The organism is Streptantibioticus silvisoli (assembly GCF_027947535.2).
In the GTDB taxonomy this organism is placed as follows: Bacteria; Actinomycetota; Actinomycetes; order Streptomycetales; family Streptomycetaceae; genus Streptantibioticus_C; species Streptantibioticus_C silvisoli.
In genome coordinates, this window is the sequence record NZ_JAAGKO020000102.1 from 1 (window position 1) to 15,662 (window position 15,662).

14 protein-coding genes are annotated in these 15,662 nt (G+C 73.7%); 9 read left to right on the forward strand and 5 right to left on the reverse strand.

What is annotated here, in order from left to right; genetic code table 11:
• Positions 1-141 precede the first annotated feature (141 nt).
• From POF43_RS33610 to POF43_RS33620, 3 genes are all read left to right on the forward strand, one after another.
• Entirely contained in the window at positions 142-1,467 is a 1,326-nt protein-coding gene (locus tag POF43_RS33610) for a M20/M25/M40 family metallo-hydrolase (protein ID WP_271325942.1), read from the forward strand.
• A 290-nt stretch (positions 1,468-1,757) separates the two neighbouring features.
• Complete coding sequence (gene chpH / locus POF43_RS33615; protein WP_271317350.1) at positions 1,758-1,991, forward strand: chaplin ChpH; 234 nt, start codon at positions 1,758-1,760, stop codon at positions 1,989-1,991.
• A gap of 233 nt (positions 1,992-2,224) precedes the next feature.
• Entirely contained in the window at positions 2,225-3,106 is an 882-nt protein-coding gene (locus tag POF43_RS33620) for a chaplin (protein ID WP_271323729.1), read from the forward strand.
• Positions 3,107-3,272: 166 nt separating this feature from the next.
• On the opposite strand, the gene POF43_RS33625 is transcribed toward POF43_RS33620, so the two are convergent.
• On the reverse strand, positions 3,273-3,461 hold the full coding sequence (locus tag POF43_RS33625; RefSeq protein ID WP_271317352.1) for a DUF5703 family protein: 189 nt from the start codon (positions 3,459-3,461) through the stop codon (positions 3,273-3,275).
• Positions 3,462-3,508: 47 nt separating this feature from the next.
• On the opposite strand from POF43_RS33625, the gene POF43_RS33630 reads away from it, so the two are divergent.
• Positions 3,509-4,111: a hypothetical protein gene (locus POF43_RS33630; RefSeq protein ID WP_271317353.1), complete on the forward strand. Its 603-nt coding sequence runs from the start codon at positions 3,509-3,511 to the stop codon at positions 4,109-4,111.
• 318 nt (positions 4,112-4,429) lie between these two features.
• Here POF43_RS33630 and POF43_RS33635 read toward each other — a convergent pair whose 3' ends face one another.
• Together POF43_RS33635 and POF43_RS33640 are read right to left on the reverse strand one after the other, a co-directional pair.
• Entirely contained in the window at positions 4,430-6,559 is a 2,130-nt protein-coding gene (locus tag POF43_RS33635) for an ATP-binding domain-containing protein (RefSeq protein ID WP_372516187.1), read from the reverse strand.
• A 302-nt stretch (positions 6,560-6,861) separates the two neighbouring features.
• Complete coding sequence (locus POF43_RS33640) at positions 6,862-7,842, reverse strand: aldo/keto reductase (RefSeq protein WP_271316749.1); 981 nt, start codon at positions 7,840-7,842, stop codon at positions 6,862-6,864.
• 152 nt (positions 7,843-7,994) lie between these two features.
• On the opposite strand from POF43_RS33640, the gene POF43_RS33645 reads away from it, so the two are divergent.
• The gene (locus POF43_RS33645) at positions 7,995-9,044 is read left to right on the forward strand and encodes an LLM class F420-dependent oxidoreductase (RefSeq protein WP_271316748.1); all 1,050 of its coding nucleotides are present in this window, start codon (positions 7,995-7,997) and stop codon (positions 9,042-9,044) included.
• Between the two features lie 60 nt (positions 9,045-9,104).
• Here the strand turns inward: POF43_RS33645 and POF43_RS33650 are convergent, their stop codons facing one another.
• Both POF43_RS33650 and corA read right to left on the reverse strand, forming a co-directional pair.
• Positions 9,105-9,710: a hypothetical protein gene (locus tag POF43_RS33650; protein WP_271323731.1), complete on the reverse strand. Its 606-nt coding sequence runs from the start codon at positions 9,708-9,710 to the stop codon at positions 9,105-9,107.
• A 285-nt stretch (positions 9,711-9,995) separates the two neighbouring features.
• Positions 9,996-10,982: a magnesium/cobalt transporter CorA gene (corA, locus tag POF43_RS33655; RefSeq protein WP_271316746.1), complete on the reverse strand. Its 987-nt coding sequence runs from the start codon at positions 10,980-10,982 to the stop codon at positions 9,996-9,998.
• A 457-nt stretch (positions 10,983-11,439) separates the two neighbouring features.
• On the opposite strand from corA, the gene POF43_RS33660 reads away from it, so the two are divergent.
• From POF43_RS33660 to mshC, 4 genes are all read left to right on the forward strand, one after another.
• On the forward strand, positions 11,440-12,132 hold the full coding sequence (locus tag POF43_RS33660) for a histidine phosphatase family protein (RefSeq protein ID WP_271316745.1): 693 nt from the start codon (positions 11,440-11,442) through the stop codon (positions 12,130-12,132).
• Positions 12,133-12,231: 99 nt separating this feature from the next.
• A complete protein-coding gene (locus POF43_RS33665; RefSeq protein ID WP_271316744.1) occupies positions 12,232-12,831 on the forward strand; it encodes a DUF3090 domain-containing protein in 600 nt (199 codons plus the stop codon).
• Between the two features lie 539 nt (positions 12,832-13,370).
• Complete coding sequence (locus tag POF43_RS33670; RefSeq protein WP_271323747.1) at positions 13,371-14,117, forward strand: SCO1664 family protein; 747 nt, start codon at positions 13,371-13,373, stop codon at positions 14,115-14,117.
• A 115-nt stretch (positions 14,118-14,232) separates the two neighbouring features.
• Positions 14,233-15,462, forward strand: a complete 1,230-nt coding sequence (mshC, locus tag POF43_RS33675) for a cysteine--1-D-myo-inosityl 2-amino-2-deoxy-alpha-D-glucopyranoside ligase (protein WP_271323742.1) — start codon at positions 14,233-14,235, stop codon at positions 15,460-15,462.
• The last annotated feature ends 200 nt before the right edge of the window (positions 15,463-15,662 follow it).

Consider the following 15,662-nt stretch of genomic DNA (forward strand, 5'->3'; position numbering starts at 1 on the left):
GACCGCACCCCCACCCCATGAAGAACCTTCCCCCGACCGCCCCCACCCCATGAAGCCCCCTCCCCCCGCCCCGTCGCTGGTCCGGTGTGCGGGTGCGGGGGGAGAATGGGGCAAAGGGCTTGGTGACGAAGAGGAGCAGGCGTGAGCGAGTCGAATCCGGTGCGGGCGGTCAGGGGCGAGGACGAGGTCGTCGATCTGTGCCGTGACCTGATCCGCATCGACACCAGCAACTACGGCGACCATTCCGGGCCGGGGGAGCGGGTCGCGGCGGAGTACGTGGCGGAGAAGCTCGCGGAGGTCGGGCTCGAACCGCGGATCTTCGAGTCGCACAAGGGGCGTGCCTCGACCGTGGCACGGATCGCGGGGGAGGACCCGTCGCGGCCCGCGCTGCTGATCCACGGCCATACCGACGTCGTTCCGGCCAACGCCGACGACTGGACGCACCACCCGTTCTCCGGCGAGATCGCCGACGGCTGCGTATGGGGGCGCGGCGCGGTCGACATGAAGGACATGGACGCGATGACGCTCGCCGTCGTCCGTGACCGGCTGCGCAGTGGACGCAAGCCGCCGCGCGACATCGTGCTGGCGTTCCTGGCCGACGAGGAGGCCGGCGGCGTCTGGGGGGCCAAGCACCTCGTGCGTGAGCACCCGGACCTGTTCGAGGGCGTGACCGAGGCGATCGGCGAGGTCGGCGGCTTCTCGTTCACCGTCAACGAGAACCTGCGGCTGTACCTGGTGGAGACCGCCGAGAAGGGCATGCACTGGATGCGGCTCACCGTGGACGGCACCGCCGGGCACGGGTCGATGACCAACAACGACAACGCCATCACCGAGCTGTGCGAGGCGGTCGGCCGGCTCGGCCGGCACAAGTGGCCGGTGCGGGTCACCAAGAGCGTGCGGTCCTTCCTCGACGAGCTGTCCGACGCGCTCGGCACCCCGCTGGACCCGGAGGACATGGACGCCACGCTGGCCAAGCTCGGCGGCATCGCCAAGCTCATCGGCGCCACGCTGAGCAACACCGCCGCGCCGACCATGCTGGGCGCCGGGTACAAGGTCAACGTCATCCCCGGCCAGGCGGTCGCCCACGTCGACGGGCGTTTCCTGCCCGGTTACGAGGAGGAGTTCCTCACCGACATCGACCGGCTGCTCGGCCCGCGGGTCAAGCGGGAGGACGTGCACAGCGACAAGGCGCTGGAGACCACCTTCGACGGCGCGCTCGTGGACGCCATGCAGTCCGCGCTGCGCGCCGAGGACCCGATCGCGCGGGCCGTGCCGTACTGCCTGTCCGGCGGCACGGACGCCAAGTCCTTCGACGACCTCGGCATCCGCTGCTTCGGCTTCGCCCCGCTGCGGCTGCCGGCCGACCTCGACTTCGCCGGGATGTTCCACGGCGTGGACGAACGGGTCCCGGTGGACGGCCTGAAGTTCGGCGTCCGGGTGCTGGACCGGTTCCTCGACGCGTGCTGACGCCGGCCACGGTCGGCACGCTCGGCGGGGCATCCCGGAGGCCGGCCGCCCCGGCGCGCTCCACGGGTCGCCGCTGACCCCCGCCTCACACCTCCCCGCCCCGCTCCCCGCTTCCCTCGTCCCTCGCCCGGAGCGTCGCGCGGTGCGGTGTGAGGAACCGATGATTCGAGTACTCGTACGGTCATAGCCGGAACGAGTGAATGGGGTAACGCGCTCGTTGCCCCACCCGGTGCTCTTCGTTAGGTCAGTGCGGTCCGCGGCTGGGACCGCACCACCAACGAGGAGGAACAATGATCAAGAAGGTCGCCGCTGTCGCGGCTGCCACCGGCACCCTGGTGCTCGCCGGTGCGGGCCTGGCGGTTGCCGACGCGGGCGCTCAGGGTGCTGCGGTGCAGTCCCCCGGCGTCCTGTCCGGCAACGTGATCCAGGTTCCGGTCCACGTACCGGTGAACGTGTGCGGCAACACGATCAACGTGATCGGTCTGCTGAACCCCGCGTTCGGCAACACCTGCGTCAACAGCTGACGTCGAGTCGGGCGCTGACCGCCTGACGTCTGCCGGACCCTCGTTGTCCGGCTCTCGCGCGGCCCTGGAGCGGCAAAGTGCTCCGGGGCCGTCGCGGTCTTACGGGAAGTCGTTCGGAATATCGCATCAACTGGCCGTCGTGACGGCGGTCCTGGCGTTCCCGGAAACTCTCCCGCTTCCTCGTGTCGGGCTCCGGCCCGCGCGCGCCCAGAAACACAGAAGGCAGGGAACACATGAGGCAGGTCGCGAAAAAAGGCCTGATCACCGTCATCGCGACGGGCGGCGTGCTCGCCGTCACCGGCGGGTACGCCTACGCCGACGCGGGAGCGGCCGGCAGCGCGGCCGGCTCCCCGGGAGTGCTGTCCGGGAACACCGTGCAGGTCCCGGTGCACGTGCCCGTCAACGTGTGCGGCAACACCGTCGACATCATCGGCGCGCTCAACCCGGCGTTCGGCAACCACTGCGCCAACACCTCGAACGGCGTGGCCGGCACCACCGGCGGCGGCGCGACGGCCACCGGCGCCAGCAGCAACTCCCCGGGCGTCGGCTCCGGCAACACCGTGCAGGTCCCGGTGCACGCGCCGGTCAACGCCTGCGGCAACTCCGCGAACGTGGTCGGCGCGCTGAACCCCACGTTCGGCAACGGCTGCGCCAACACCTCGCAGGGCGGCGCCGGTACGACGGCGGGCGGCAGCTCGACCGCGACCGGCGGCAGCAGCAACTCCCCGGGTGTCGGCTCGGGCAACACCGTGCAGGTCCCGGTGCACGTGCCGGTGAACGCCTGCGGGAACAGCGTCGACGTCGTCGGCCTGCTCAACCCGGTGTTCGGCAACGGCTGCGACAACGGCGGCACCCCGGTGACCCCGGCGCCGCCCACCGTGCCCACGCCGCCGGTCACGCCCACGCCGCCGACGCCGGTCAGCACCCCGCCGGCCACGCCGCACGTCCCGTCGCAGCCCGTTGCCCCGGGCCCGCGTCACGCCCGTCCGGCGCCGGCCCAGCAGATGCTGGCGCACACCGGTGTGCAGGAGATGGGCCTGATGGCCGCGACCGGCGCCGGCGCACTGCTCGGCGGCTTCGTGCTGTACCGCCGGGGCCGGGCGATGCGCGGCTGACGAATCCGCACCGCCGGGGACCGTACCGGTGGACGCGTCAGGGCGGTCGCACCCCCGTGGTGCGACCGCCCTTCGGCACGTCCGGGTGCGGATGCCCCGCTCCGGGCGACGTTTCGCGCGGCCCCCGCCGTACGGTGGCCCCCGGCGTGCGCGGGGGCCCTTGACGTCACCAGGTCGCGCGGACCTGGCGGATGATCCGGCGGCGCAACCGCACCTTGCGGCTGCCGTCGGGGTAGAGGCGGAGCCGTTCCAGTTCCCAGTGGCCGTACTCCGCGTGCTCGGTCAGCATGCGCCGGGTCGCGTTCCGCGATACGCCCCGGGGCACGTACACGTCTTGAAATTCGTATTCCGGCATCGCATCTATTGTGCGGGCAACGGCCCGATCCGGATAGCGTCTGCACCATGTCTGATGCCGCGCAGCCCACCGTTGCCGAGGTACGTGCCGCCGCCGAGGCGGTCAAAGCTGCCATTGACCGCCACCTGGCCGCCATCGAGAACCGTACGGGTGACGACGATCCGGCGGTCTTCGCCGCCTTCGACGCCCTGGCCAGCACCGCCGAGACCTACGACGAGCTGCTGTACGACGCCTACGACGAGGTCACCCCGTTCGAGGTACCCGCCCCCGACTCGCTGCCCGCCTACGCGGGACCGGAGAACCCGGAGGCCATCAGCGTGCTGATCCGCCGGGACTACATCGTGGCCGAACCGCTCCGGCTGACCGCCCAGGCCCGCCGGATCGCCGACTCCCCGGGCGACGACGTCGCGGGGGTCGGCGCGGCCGTCAGCGCGGTGTTCGGCGAGTACGAACCGGATGAAATCGCCTCCCGTCACGAGGAATTCGGACTGGAGGAGGGCGATTCCACCATCTGGGTGACCGCGGGGGAGAGCACGGAGCCGGGGGAGTGGCTGTCCACCCCCTTCGACGCCGCCGATCCCGAGCTCGTCATCTGCCGATTCGACGTCAGTTCCGTCTTCGACGACGACCACGAGGAGGCCGACGCCTGACCGGCGCGGCACACGATTCAGCCGGACCGGCGTGGTGGACGACGATGCCGGTCCGTGCGGCACACGAGGGAACCGGTCCGGCGCCGTGGACGACGACGCCGGGCCGGTGCGGCACATGAAGGAGCCGGTCCGGCGTGGTGGACGACGACGCCGGCCGGCGCGGCTGACGACGCCCGCTCCACCCCGCTGACGGCGCCCGGCCGCACCGGTACATGACGCACTGGTGCGGCCGGCCACCACCGGAGCCGGCAGCAGCGCCGCCGGGCGGGCCCACCGCCACAGCCCGGACCGGGGCGCCGCCTCCGCCGGGCGGGGGTGTCAGACCTGGGCGGCCTGTTCGCGCAGGACGGTGCGCAGGCGGGTGGTGCGGTCCTTGGCGGGGCGTTCGGACACCGCGCGGTGCAGTTCCTGCTCGGCGCCCTGCACGACCGACAGGTGGCGCTCCGCGCGGCTGAACGCGGTGTAGGCCCACGACCGGGTCAACGGTGCCGCGGCCGGCGTCTCACCGGGGACCACCACGACCACCGCCGGCCACCGCGTCCCGGCGGCCTGGTGGGCGGTGACGGCCCAGCCGTGCCGCAGCGAGCCCGTGACCCGTTCGGGGGCGAGGACGAGCTGAGTGCCCCCGCAGTCCAGCCGCAGGCCCGCCGGGTCGCCGGAGACCACCGTGCCGAACGCGGGCGGTGTGCCCGGCACCGTACCGGAGGCGTCCGGCTCGGCGTTGAGCACCACCCGGTCGCCCGGGTCGAAGCCGCCGAAGCGTCCGGGGCCGGGGTTGAGACGTTCCTTGAGCGCCGCGTTGAGCGCCCGCGTACCGACCGGGCCGCCGTGCGCCAGCGTGACGGCCACCGTCTGCTCGGCCGGCACGCCGATCGCCCGGGGGATGGAGTCCGCCATCAGCTGAACCGCGCGGTGCACCGCCTCGCGCGGGTCGCGCACCGGGACGATGACGACCTCCTTGTCCGGCGCCTCGACCGGGGCCAGTTCGCCGATGCCGATGCCGGAGACCAGCTCGCCGACCGGACCGGGGTCCGGGGTGCGCGAGACCACCAGCGGGCACGCCTTCGCCGCCAGCAGGTCGGCGAACGCCCGGCCCGGCCCCGCCGACCACAGCACCGCCGGGTCCCCGCTGAGCACCAGCCGGGCGCCGTCCGGCACCGTCTCGACCAGCGTCGCGGCCCGCTCCACGTCCAGCTGCGGCGCGTCCAGCACCGCCAACAGGTCCAGCGCCAGCGTGCCGTCCCCGTCGCGCCCGGGGCCCTGCGTGCCGGACAGCAGCCCGTCCACGGTGACCGCCGCGCCGTCGCCGTCCGGGCCCAGCGCCCGCGCCAGGCGCCGCCTGCCGTCCTCGGTGTGCGCCGCGGCGTACGCCCGCAGGCCCGCCGCCCGCGCCGCGGCGACCAGCGCCGCCGGTTCGGCCCGTGCCGCCTCGCCGCCGGTGTGCGCCACCAGGGCGCTGTCGGCCACCGCCCGGATCAGCGCCGCCGCCGACGGTGAGGGCGCGGCCGCCGCGGCCGCCTCCCAGTCCATCCGCCGCGTCCCGGCGCGACCGTCACCGGTGTCGGCCGCTCCGCCCGCACCCGCACCGCCGGCACCGCTCGCACCGGCGCCCTCGGAGGCCGCGCCGTCCTGCGCGCCGGCCCCGTCCTGCGCGGTCCCGGCGGCGCCCTCCTCGGGGGCGGACGGGTCGACGGGGGAGTTGAGCACCCGGGCCAGGCCGTCCGCGAGGCTCTCCTCGGCCAGTGCGTAGCGGTCCAGGGCGAGCAGGATGTCGGCGGGGGCCTCGTCCTCGTCCTCGTCGTCGGTCCGGGAGGGGCGGGAGCCGGCCTCCGGGGCGCGTTCGTCGCGGAAGACCATCAGGCGGCCGTCCTCGACCGCGGAACGCAGCGTCTCCTCCGGGTCCGGCACCGTCTGCTTGGCCAGCGCCGCGGACAGCACGGACCACTCCAGGGCGGTGTGTCCGGCGTCGGCGGCGCGGGCGAGCAGCCAGCCGGTGACCGCGGGGCCGCGGCGCGGGTCGCCGGGACCGCAGGCGTCGCCGAGCAGGGCGCGCGCGAAGCCGTCCGCCTGGTCCGGCCGGACACCGGGCAGGCCGAGGATCAACCACGGGTCCCCGCCCAGCAGTTCACCGGCGCGCTCACCCAGCGTGCCGACCGCGGCCTCGGCGAGGGCCTCCGGCGCGCCGCCGCGGGCCAGGACGACCCGGGCCGCCTCGACCGGCTTGTCGGGCAGGGCCATCGGCGCCGCCACCGGGCGCGGCCGGTCGGCCGCCGGGGGCGCCGCGGTGGGCTCCGGGGCCGAGGCCGGGGCCGGGCGGGGGACCGAACGCGGCGCCGGCGCCACCTCGTTGCGTTCGATCGCCCGCACCGCCTCGGCGAGCCGGGCGAGTTCGGGCGGCAGTCCCGCGGGCTTTCCCGCCGCGGCCGACGGTTCCGGCTTTTCCGGCACGGCCGACGGCCGGGGAGCCGGGGCCGGGGTGTCCGCCGCCTCCGCGCTCGCGGGCGGCGCCGGTCGCGTCGGGCCTGCCGGCTCGGGCGTCGCCGCGCTTTCCCCGTCGGCCGGCGGGCGTTCGTCCGCGCCCGCGCGGTCCGCCAACGGCCCGCGGTCCTGCGGCCCTTCGCCGGGCCCCGCCTCGTCCGCGCCCGCTGAGGAGGCCGTTGAGGGGGCCGTTGAGGGAGCCGGGCCCTCCGCGTCGGCCGTCGGCCGTTCCCCGGCGTTCCCGGGCGCCGGTGCGGTCCGCTCTCGGTCGTTCACAGCGTGCTCCAGTCGTGGTCCGGGTACCGGTGCACCGGCGCCGAAATGTCATCCAGTGCGTTATTGATCTCGACGGGAAGCCTAAGACCCTCCACTGACAACGCCTGCCCGAGCTGGTGCGCGTCGCGTGCCCCCAGGATCGGCGCGGCCACCCCGGGGCGGTCGCGCACCCAGGCCAGCGCGACCTGGAGCGGTGAGACGCCGAGGCCCTCGGCGGCGGTGGCGACCGCGTCGACGATGGCGGAGGCGGTCTCGTCCAGGTAGGGCGCGACGAACGGCGCGAGGTGGTCGGAGGCGCCGCGCGAACGCGTCGGTATCCCGTGCCGGTACTTGCCGGTGAGGACACCGCGGCCCAGCGGGGAGGACGGCAGCAGGCCGATGCGCAGGTCCAGCGCGGCGGGCAGCACTTCACGTTCGACGCCGCGTTGCAGCAGGGAGTACTCCATCTGCGTACTGGCGACCGGGGTGCGGCCGGGACAGGCCAGCTGCCAGGTCGCCGCCTTCGCCAGCTGCCAGCCGGAGAAGTTGGAGACACCGGCGTAGCGGGCGCGGCCGGAGGAGACGGCGATGTCCAGGGCCTGGAGCGTCTCCTCCAGGGGCGTCGTCGGATCGAAGGCGTGCACCTGCCACAGGTCGACGTGGTCGGTGCCCAGCCGCTCCAGGGAGGCGTCCAGCGCCGACAGCAGGTGGCGGCGGGAGGCGTCGAAGCGCCGGTCGGGGTCCGGAACGCTGCCGGCCTTCGTGGCGATCACCAGGTCCTGCCGCGGCACCAGGTTCTCCAGCAGCCGTCCCAGCAGGTACTCCGCGGCGCCGTCCGCGTACACGTCGGCCGTGTCGACCAGCGTGCCACCGGCGTCCCAGAACGTCTTGAGCTGGTCGGCCGCCTCGCGTTCGCCCGTGTCGCGCCCCCAGGTGAGCGTGCCGAGACCCAGCCGGGATACCCGTAGCCCGGTGCGGCCGAGATGCCTTTGTTCCATGAGTTGTGACCCTACCGACCAGCGCGCTGCCCGGGTGACCTCCGGCACATCCGGGTGCGCGGCGCCTGTGGCCCATCTGACAGCCGCCCGCGGCGCCGGTCCGCGCTAGAGTCCCCAGGGACGAAGACGTTACCGATGGGTAGGAGACCGTGATGCGGCTCGGGATCAATCTCGGCTACTGGGGCGCCGGTATGGACGGCGACAATCTGGCGGTGGCCCAGGAGGCCGACCGGCTGGGCTACTCGGTGTGCTGGGCGGCCGAGGCGTACGGGTCCGACGGGCCGACCGTGCTGTCCTGGGTGGCCGCGCAGACCGAGCGGATCGACATCGGTTCGGCGATCTTCCAGATCCCGGCCCGCACCCCGGCGATGACCGCGATGACCGCCGCCACCCTCGACTCGCTGTCCGGCGGCCGGTTCCGCCTCGGCCTGGGCGTCTCGGGGCCGCAGGTCTCCGAGGGCTGGTACGGCGTGAAGTTCGACAAGCCGCTGGCGCGCACCCGCGAGTACGTGGAGATCGTCCGCAAGGCGATGTCCCGCGAGCGGCTGTCGCACGACGGCGAACACTGGACGCTGCCGCTGCCCGGCGGCCCCGGCAAGCCGCTGAAGCTCACCGTGCACCCGGTGCGCGAGTACATCCCGCTGTACATCGCGGCCATCGGCCCGAAGAACCTGGAGCAGACCGGCGAGATCGCCGACGGCGCGCTGCTGATCTTCCCGGCCGCGGAACACCTGGAGGAGACCGCGCTGTCGTCGATCCGGGCCGGCCGCGAGAAGGTCGGCAAGACCCTGGACGGCTTCGACGTGTGCCCGACGCTGCCGATCGCGGTCGGCGAGGACGTCGACGCGCTCGCCGACCTCTTCCGCCCGTACACCGCGCTGTACGTCGGCGGCATGGGCAGCCGCAAGCAGAACTTCTACAACCGCCTCGCCCAGCGCATGGGGTACGAGGAGGCCGCCGCCGAGATCCAGGACAAGTACCTGGCCGGCGACAAGAACGGTGCCGCCGCCGCCGTTCCGCGCCAGCTCATCGACTCCACCAGCCTGCTGGGCACCGTCGAGCGGATCGCCGACCGCATGACGGCCTACGCCGAGGCCGGCGTCACCACCCTCACCCTCTCCCCGGCCGGCTTCACCCTGGAGGAGCGCCTCACGGCGCTGCGCACTGGTGTGGAGGCCCTGGAGCACGCCAAGCTGGCGTGACGGACGGGCGGACGCCGCGCGGGCGTTCGCGCACCCCCTGAACGGGACGGCGGGCGGCGGTCAGGCCGGGACCAGACGGCCCAGCAGTCGGCCGAAGTCGATGAGCCGGGCTATCTGGCCGGGCCCGCCGTCCTCCAGGGACTTGCTGAAGCGGAACGCCTCCGGGCGCAGCCGCGCGGAGGCCACCGGGGAGTCCGGATCGCCCTGCACCGCGCTGAGTTCGTGCGGTGTGGCGGTGGCGAGCACCAGGTAGACCCCGCGGTCCACCCGTCCGCCGCCCTCGTCCCGGCCGACCAGGGTGCGCATGCCGACGTGGCCGATGGACCCCAGCGGGAGCACCTGGATCGAGGAGTCCAGCACGGTGCCGCCGGGGGAGGCCTCGTCGGCCAACTCCTCGCTGTGCCACAGGATGAGCCGCCTCCCGTCGCAGACCGCGGCCTCCTGCCAGACCGACGTGCCCGCCTCGGTCAGGTCGACCACCCGCTCCAGCGTGAAGCCCCGCACCCGCCGCCGGCCCAGCACGCCGGCCACCGCGTCGAGCGCCACGTCCGCGTGCAGGAAGTAGGCGCGGGCCGCCTCCTCGAGGCGTGTGTACGGCGACCAGTCGGAGCCGGCCGGGCCCAGCTGTCCCGTGGCCGGACGACTTCCGGCGGCCTTGCTGAACATGTCCACCTGCTTCGCGATCCCGTCCCTGGCGCCTTGATTGCCTCCTTGGCACCTTACCCAGCCACACCGTCAGGAGCGGGGGCCATGGCGGAGGAAGGAATGGCAGGTGGCGGCCATGGGGGACGGGTCGGCGGTGTAGTGACGTTTCTGCGGCCGTGGTGGGGGCTCGGGGGTCTTCCCCGCCACGGCCGTCGTCCCTACAACGCCTGCGCCGCGGCGGGGTTACGGGGGCCGCCCGCGCACGTTCTGCCGGCGCCGGGACGACGGCCGCGGTCCCGCGCGGTCCTACAGCCAGCCGCGCTTTTTGAAGAAGACGTACAGCACCCAGCAGGCCGCCAGCATGACTCCCAGGACGCCGTAATAGCCGTAGTGCCACTGGAGTTCGGGCATGTGGGTGAAGTTCATGCCGTACACGCCCGCGATCAGCGTCGGCACCGCCGCGATGGCCGCCCAGGCGGAGATCTTGCGCATGTCGTCGTTCTGCCGTATCCCGACCTGTGTCAGGTGGGCGCCGAGCATGTCGCTCAGCAGCCGGTCCAGGCCGTCCACCTGCTCGTTGACCCGGGTCAGGTGGTCGCTCACGTCGCGGAAGAACGGCTGGCTCTCCCGGTCGACGTACGGCACCTGGGCCAGCGCGAGCCGGGTCATCGGGTCGGCGAGCGGGGAGGTGGCCCGGCGGAACTCCATGACCTGCCGCTTGAAGCCGTAGATCCGACCCGCGGTGTTGCGGGTCTCGGTACCGCCGTCGGGGGCGAAGATCTCCTCCTCCAGCAGTTCCAGGTCCGTGTGCAGTTCGCTGGCTACGTCCACGTAGTGGTCGACGGTGGCGTCGCAGACCGCGTACAGCACCGCGCAGGGGCCGTGCGCCAGGACGTCCGGGCTGTCCTCCAGCCGCTCGCGCACCTCCTTCAGCCGCTGCCCCTCGCCGTGCCGCACGGTCACCACGAAGGAGTCGCCGACGAAGACCATCAGTTCGTCGGCGGAGACCACGTCCGCGTCGTCGTCGTACGTCACCGGCTTCAGCGCCAGGAACAGGGAGTCCTGGTAGACCTCCAGCTTCGGCCGCTGGTGGGCGGTGAGCGCGTCCTCCACGGCGAGCGGGTGCAGGCCGAACTCGCCGGACACCAGGTCGAACTCCTCCTGGGTCGGCTCGTGCAGCCCGATCCACAGGAAGGAGTCGCCGTCCTGGCGGGCCTGTTCCAGGGCATCGGAGAAGTCGGCGGGGCCTTCGGTGCGGTGCCCGCCCTTGTAAATGGCGCAATCCACGATCACCCGGCCATTGTCCCTGGCCGCCCCGGAAAGTCACCGGGCAGGTCGGCACCAGGACTGCGCACCCCGCGGGCACGGGGTACTCCGTGGGTCATAGCGGGGTTTCCCGCCTCGGGGAGCGGACTTTTCGTGCGGTGTACGGGTGCCGGTTCGCGTGGGGGCGTGTCGGCGTTTTCGTGCGGTGTACCGGGGTTGTTCGTGCGGTGTACCCGAGGTTGCCCGCGTCGCGGGTGCCGGGGTTTGCGTGCGGTGTACGGGGGTTGTTGGCCCGGCAGGTGCCGGCGTGATCGTGCGGTGTACCCGGGGTTGTTGGCGCGGCAGGTGCCGGCGTCATCGTGCGGTGTACCCGTGCTTCCCGGGTGCCGGGGGTGAACGTCGTTCGCGTGCGGTACCGGTGCGGTTCGCGTCGGGGGTGCGGGGCTCTTCGCGTCGCGGTACCGGTCGCCGTAGGCTCGGGCCCATGCCCATCGTGATCCTGGTCCGGCACGGCCGGTCCACCGCCAATGCCGACGGAGTGCTCGCCGGATGGAGTCCTGGCGTCGGCCTGGACGAGCACGGCACCGAGCAGGCGGCCACCCTGGCCGGCCGGCTGGCGGGGATGCCGCTCGCCGCCGTGGTCAGCAGTCCGTTGCAGCGCTGCCGCGAGACCCTGGCCCCGCTGCTGGCCACCCGGCCCGAACTGCCCTCGCACACCGAGGAGCGGTTCGGCGAGTGCAAGTACGGCGACTGGACCGGCCGCAAGCTCACCGACCTCGCCGACGAACCGCTGTGGAAGACCGTCCAGCAGCACCCCTCGGCCGCGGTCTTCCCCGGCGAGGGCGGGGAGTCGATCCGCGCCATGCAGGCGCGCGCGGTGGACGCCGTGCGTGACTGGAACACCCGGATCGAGGCCGAGCACGGCGAGGGCGCCGCCTACCTGGTCTGCTCGCACGGCGACATCATCAAGTCGCTGATCGCCGATGCCCTCGGTATGCACCTCGACCTCTTCCAGCGGCTGTCGGTCGATCCCTGCTCGGTCACCGCGATCCGCTACACCCCGCTGCGGCCGTTCCTGATCCGGCTCGGCGACACCGGCGAGTTCGGCGGCCTGGCGCCGCATCCGCGCGGCGCCGGGGCGGACGCGGTGGTGGGCGGGGCCACGGGAGCGCCGTGATCCGCTTCCGCAGTAGGGTTGGCGGAGTCCGCACGGCGCCCCGGCGCGCCCGTGTGTGACCCCGTCAGGTGAACCAACGTCGAGAAATACGGAGCGGACGTGCCCCGTCAGGTGTTCTTCTTCGAGCAGCCGGACCGGTTCGTGGCCGGCACGGTCGGGCAGCCGGGCCAGCGCGTCTTCTTCCTCCAGGCCACCGCGTCCGGCCGGACCACCAGCGTGGCGCTGGAGAAGACCCAGGTCGAGGCGCTCGCGGAGCGGATCGACGAGCTGCTCGACGAGGTCGTGCGCCGCAGCGGCGGCAACGCCTCGGTGCCCGCCGTCGCACCGTCGGAGCTGTCCGACTCCGCCCCGCTCGACACCCCGGTCGAGGAGGAGTTCCGGGTCGGCACCATGGCGCTGGCCTGGGACACCGCCGCCGAGCGGATGATCCTGGAGGCCCAGGCGCTGGTCGAGCTGGACGTCGAGCAGGATCTGTCCGCGGCCGACATGGAGGCCGCCGAGGAGATGCTGCTCCAGGACGAGGAGAACGGCCCGCCGATGCTCCGGGTCCGCCTCACCGGGGCCCAGGCGCGGTCCTTCGCCAAGCGGGCCATGGAGGTGGTCTCCGCGGGCCGTCCGCCGTGCCCGCTGTGCAGCCTGCCCCTCGACCCGGAAGGACACGTATGCCCGCGTCAGAACGGGTACCGGCGAGCGGGCTGACGCCCGGCGGCGCACCGGCACCGCGGACCGCCCGGGCGGCCGCCGAGCCGGTCACCCGCACCACGCCGCCGGACGGCACGACCCCGGACGGCACGGTCGCCGACGCCCCGCCCCCCGGCGCCGCCGCCACCGCTGCCCCGCCGCACGACCCCGCCACCCCGGACGACGGCCCGGGTACACCCGACGACGGCTTCGGTACGCCTGACGACGGCGCGCAGACGCCGGACGCCGGCACCGGTACACGTAACGATGGCGCCGGCACCGGTATACGTAACGACGGCACGCATACGCCGGACGGGGGCACCGGTATACGTAACGATGGCACGCATACGCCGGACGCCGGCACCGGTACACGCAACGACGGCACGCATACGCCGGACGGGGGCACCGGTATACGTAACGATGGCGCGCACACGCCGGACGCCGGCACCGGTACACGTAACGACGGCACCGCCGCAGACACCCCCGCCCCCACAGACTCCCCCGCCACAGACACCCCCGGCACCCCCGACGACCTCACCCTCCTCGTTCGCGGGGAGCTGACCGTCGAGGGCCGGTTGCGGGAGGCGTCCAACGCGGTGCTGTACTGCGTGATCTCCCACGAGGGCCGTACCGCGCACTGCGTCTACAAGCCGGTCGCCGGTGAGCGGCCGCTGTGGGACTTCCCCGACGGCGACCTGGCCTCCCGGGAGGTCGCCGCGTACCTGGTCTCCGAGGCCACCGGCTGGGACCTGGTGCCGCCGACCGTGCTGCGCGACGGGCCGTACGGCAGGGGCATGGTCCAGCTGTGGATCGACAGTGACGACCAGCAGCCGCTGCTCGCCCTGGTCGAGGACGACGAACCGGCGCCCGGCTGGAAGGCCGTCGTGGAGGCCGAGGTCGGCGAGGGCCGTACGGCGTGGCTGGTGCACGCCGACGACGCGCGGCTGCGGCGGCTGTCCGTGCTGGACGCGGTGATCAACAACGCCGACCGCAAGGGCGGCCACCTGCTGCCCACCGTGGCGGGACGGCTGTACGGCATCGACCACGGCGTCACGTTCCACACCGAGGACAAGCTGCGCACCCTGCTGTGGGGCTGGGCGGGCGAACCGCTGACCGAGGAGGCCGCCGGCGTGCTGGGGCGGCTGTCCGCCGACCTGGCGGGCCCGCTGGGGGAGCGGCTGGCGGCCCTGCTGACCGCCGCCGAGACCGCGGCGCTGCGCGAGCGGGTCACCGCCCTGCTGGCGGACGGCCGGCACCCGCTGCCCGGCGGCGACTGGCCGTCGATCCCCTGGCCGCCGGTCTGATCCCACCACCGCCGCGGCCCCCGCACGGCGGCCCGCCGATCACAAGAGGGCCGTTCCGGCCAACCATCACCATCCTGGGTCGTAACCGGAACACTCGTCCGGTTAGGCTCATGTCATGTATGCCTGGCCCGCTTCGGATGTTCCCTCCCTGCCCGGCAAGGGACACGAACTCCGCCTCCACGACACCGCCACCGGTGGTCCGGTCACCCTGGACCCCGGCCCGGTCGCCCGCATCTACGTGTGCGGCATCACGCCGTACGACGCCACGCACATGGGTCACGCGGCCACCTTCACCGCGTTCGACCTCGTACAGCGTGTGTGGCTCGACACGAAGCGGCAGGTCCACTACGTGCAGAACGTCACCGACGTCGACGATCCGCTGCTGGAGCGGGCCGTCGCCACCGGTGTCGACTGGACCGACCTGGCGGAACGGGAGATCACCCTGTTCCGCGAGGACCTGACCGCGCTGCGCCTGCTGCCCCCGCGCCACTACATCGGCGCGGTCGAGGCCATACCGGACATCATCCCGCTGGTCGAACGCCTGCGCGAGTCCGGTGCCGCCTACGAGCTGGAGGGCGACACCTACTTCTCCGTCGACGCGGACCCGCACTTCGGCCAGGTCGCCGGGCTGGACGCGGCGGCCATGCGGCTGCTGTCGGCCGAGCGCGGCGGCGACCCGGACCGCCCCGGCAAGAAGAACCTGCTCGACCCGATGCTGTGGATGGCGGCCCGCGAGGGCGAACCCAGCTGGGACGGCGGCTCGTTGGGGCAGGGCCGGCCCGGCTGGCACATCGAGTGCGTCGCCATCGCGCTGAAGCACCTGGGCATGGGCTTCGACGTCCAGGGCGGCGGCTCCGACCTGGCCTTCCCGCACCACGAGATGGGCGCCTCGCACGCGCAGGCGCTCACCGGCGCGTTCCCGTTCGCCACCTCCTACGTGCACACCGGCATGGTCGCGCTGGACGGCGAGAAGATGTCGAAGTCCAAGGGCAACCTGGTCTTCGTCTCGCAGCTGCGCCGCGACGGCACCGACCCGGTCGCCATCCGGCTCGCCCTGCTGGCCCACCACTACCGTTCCGACTGGGAGTGGACCGACGCGGTGCTCGCCGAGGCCGTCGAGCGGCTGGCCCGCTGGCGTGCCGCGGTCTCCCGCCCGGACGGCCCCGGGGCCGACGCCCTGGTGGAGCGGTTGCGCGTCGCCCTGGCCGACGACCTCGACGCCCCGGCCGCGCTGGCCGCCGTCGACGCCTGGGCCGCCACGCAGGAACGGGACGGCGGCACCGACACCGGCGCCCCCGGCCTGGTCTCCCGCGCCGTCGACGCGCTGCTCGGTGTGGCGCTGTGACGTCCTGACGTCCTGACGTCCTGACGCGCCGACGCGCCGACGCGCCGACGCGCCGACGCGCCGACGCGCCGATGCGCCGACGCGCCGATGCGCCGACGCGCCGATGCGCCGACGCGCCGATGCGCCGACGCGCCGATGCGCCGACGCGCCGATGCGCCGACGCGCCGATGCGCCGACGCGCCGATGCGCCGACGCGCCGA

Coding starts and splice junctions, on each gene's coding strand:
- POF43_RS33630 (WP_271317353.1), top strand. CDS start 3,509: ATGTCTGATGCCGCGCAGCCCACCGTTGCCGAGGTACGTGCCGCCGCC.
- POF43_RS33660 (WP_271316745.1), top strand. CDS start 11,440: ATGCCCATCGTGATCCTGGTCCGGCACGGCCGGTCCACCGCCAATGCC.
- POF43_RS33625 (WP_271317352.1), bottom strand. CDS start 3,461: ATGCCGGAATACGAATTTCAAGACGTGTACGTGCCCCGGGGCGTATCG.
- POF43_RS33650 (WP_271323731.1), bottom strand. CDS start 9,710: ATGTTCAGCAAGGCCGCCGGAAGTCGTCCGGCCACGGGACAGCTGGGC.
- POF43_RS33620 (WP_271323729.1), top strand. CDS start 2,225: ATGAGGCAGGTCGCGAAAAAAGGCCTGATCACCGTCATCGCGACGGGC.
- POF43_RS33645 (WP_271316748.1), top strand. CDS start 7,995: ATGCGGCTCGGGATCAATCTCGGCTACTGGGGCGCCGGTATGGACGGC.
- mshC (WP_271323742.1), top strand. CDS start 14,233: ATGTATGCCTGGCCCGCTTCGGATGTTCCCTCCCTGCCCGGCAAGGGA.
- chpH (WP_271317350.1), top strand. CDS start 1,758: ATGATCAAGAAGGTCGCCGCTGTCGCGGCTGCCACCGGCACCCTGGTG.
- POF43_RS33640 (WP_271316749.1), bottom strand. CDS start 7,842: ATGGAACAAAGGCATCTCGGCCGCACCGGGCTACGGGTATCCCGGCTG.